Raw genomic sequence first — 2,381 nt, 5'->3', positions numbered from 1 at the left:
CGGCGAGGGAGCGGGTCGGAAGTGGGGTCTTGCGCAGGCGGCGGGGCGTGGGTTACGTTCTCCGCAGACGCCGATGTTATCGACAACATCCCATCGACATCCCGAGCTCTCGCGGGTGACGTCGGCGGTCGCCACCGAAGCCGACACACACGAACGGGTCAACGATGACGTCAGCACCACGCCACTCCGGGGTTCTCTTCGGAGCCGCCTACTACGCCGAGTACCAGCAGGCGGGCACCCTCGACCGCGACCTCGACCTGATGGTCGAGGCCGGCTTCACGGTGATCCGGGTGGGCGAGTCGGTCTGGTCGACGTGGGAGCCGCGCGAGGGCGAGTTCGACCTCGACTGGCTGCAGCCCGTGCTCGACGGCGCCCACGCCCGCGGCATCGCCGTCGTGCTCGGCACCCCCACCTACGCGGTGCCGCCGTGGCTGCAGGTGCGCCACCCCGAGATCGCCGCCGAGCGCACGACCGGCGTCCGCGCCGGCTGGGGCGCCCGGCAGGAGATGGACCAGAGCCATCCCGCCTACCGCTTCTACGCCGAGCGCGTCGTGCGCAAGGTCGTCGAGCGCTACGCCGGGCACCCCGCCGTGATCGGCTGGCAGGTCGACAACGAGCCCGGCAACGAGCGCCCGCGCAACGACCAGGTCTTCGACCGCTTCGTCGCCTGGCTGCAGCGCAAGTACGGCACGGTCGAGCGCCTCAACGAGGAGTGGGGCCTGGTCTACTGGTCGCACCGCCTGACCGAGTGGTCACAGCTCTGGCGTCCCGACGGCAACGTGCAGCCGCAGTACGACCTCGAATGGCGGCGTTTCCAGGGCGAGCTGGCCGACGAGCTGATCGCCTGGCAGGCCGACGTCGTCCGCGAGTACGCCCGCGACGACCAGTTCGTCACCACCTGCATCTCGTACTCGCGCCCGCAGGTGGCCGACGACCGGCTCGTCGAGAGCCTCGACGTCACGGCCGGCAACCCCTATTACAAGATGCAGGACGGCCTGACGCTCGGCGTCGAGGTGCCCCGCGAGGCCGGCTGGTGGCACACCGGCGTCTGGGCCCTGCAGCAGTGGGGCGACCGGGCGTTCTCGTCGGCGCAGGCCCCCTTCCTCGTCACCGAGACCAACGCCCAGTCGATCGGCGGCCCCTGGCAGAACCACCCGCCGTTCGACGGGCAGATCAAGCAGGCCGCGCTGGCGCTCGTCTCCCGCGGCGCCCGCATGGTCGAGTACTGGCACTGGCACACGCTGCACTTCGGCGTCGAGACCTACTGGGGCGGCGTGCTGCCGCACAGCCAGCGTCCCGGCCGCATCCCCCGCGAGGTCGCGGCCCTGGGCGCCACGCTCAAGGCCGTCGGCGGCCCGGTCGACGGTCTCGAACCCGACGCCGCCGTGCTGATGCTCTGGTCGCCCGAGCCCAAGTGGTCGTCCGACCCCTCCCCGCCGCTGGCCCTGCCCGACGGCGGTCCCGACCCCGAGTCGTACCTGCACCTGTTCGACGCGCACTACCGCGGGCTCGCCGAGGCCGGCGCGCAGGTGCGCATCCAGCACGTGGCGCAGTTCGTCGCCGCCGGCCCGGCCGAGCTGGCGGCGACGCACCCCGTGCTCGTGGTGCCGGCGCTCTACGTGGTCGACGACGCGACCCTGGCGGCGCTCACCGCCTACGCCGAGGCCGGCGGCCACCTCGTGATCGGCATCCGCACGGCCTACGGCGACGAGCTCGCCCGGGCCCGTCGCGACCCCGCCCCCGCCCGTCTCTCGGGCCCCGCGGGTGTCTGGTACGAGGAGTACACCAACCTCGACGCCCCCCTCGCCGTCCACGTCGCGGACGCCGGCACCGCCGAGCGCTCCGACGACACGACCGCAGGAGGCGCGGGCCCGGTCCCCGACGCCGCCACCGCCCCGGCCGACGCACCCTTCGCCCTCGAACCCGGCTCGGCCGGCACCCGCTGGGCCGACGTCCTGCACGTCGAGGACGCCACCGTCGGGCTGCGGGCCGCGCCGACCGAGATCGGGGCCGACGCGGTGCTGACGACCCGCGCCTCCGGAGCCGGACGCGTCAGCTACGTCGCGACCGTGCCCAACCCCGAGCTCTCGCGCTCGATCGCCCGCTGGCTCGTGCCGGCCACGGCGGCGGGCGCGTGGGCGGCGACCGAGACGGTCACCGTCACCACCGGTTCACGAGCCGACGCCCCCGGGCTCGCGTTCGTGTCGAACTGGTCGGCCCACGAGGCCACCGTCACCACCCCCTCCGCGGTCCGCGACCTCGAGACCCGTGAGGGCGTCGCCGCCGGCACCGCCCTGGCCCGCGCCCCGCGCGCGGCCCCCGTCTACGAGCTCGTCGACGCGGGCCCCGAGGCCGACGCCGCCGCCCCGGACGAGGCCGCC

1 protein-coding gene is annotated in these 2,381 nt (G+C 74.3%); it reads left to right on the top strand.

Annotation, left to right across the window (positions count from 1 at the left end; translation table 11 throughout):
- Nucleotides 1-164: 164 nt before the first annotated feature.
- A partial coding sequence (locus tag AEQ27_RS14825) for a beta-galactosidase (protein WP_152970404.1) occupies nucleotides 165-2,381 on the top strand: 2,217 nt, incomplete at its 3' end.

Origin of the sequence: Frigoribacterium sp. RIT-PI-h, assembly GCF_001297205.1 — a bacterium.
Taxonomy (GTDB): domain Bacteria; phylum Actinomycetota; class Actinomycetes; order Actinomycetales; family Microbacteriaceae; genus Frigoribacterium.
This window is presented reverse-complemented; position numbering and strand designations above follow the sequence as displayed.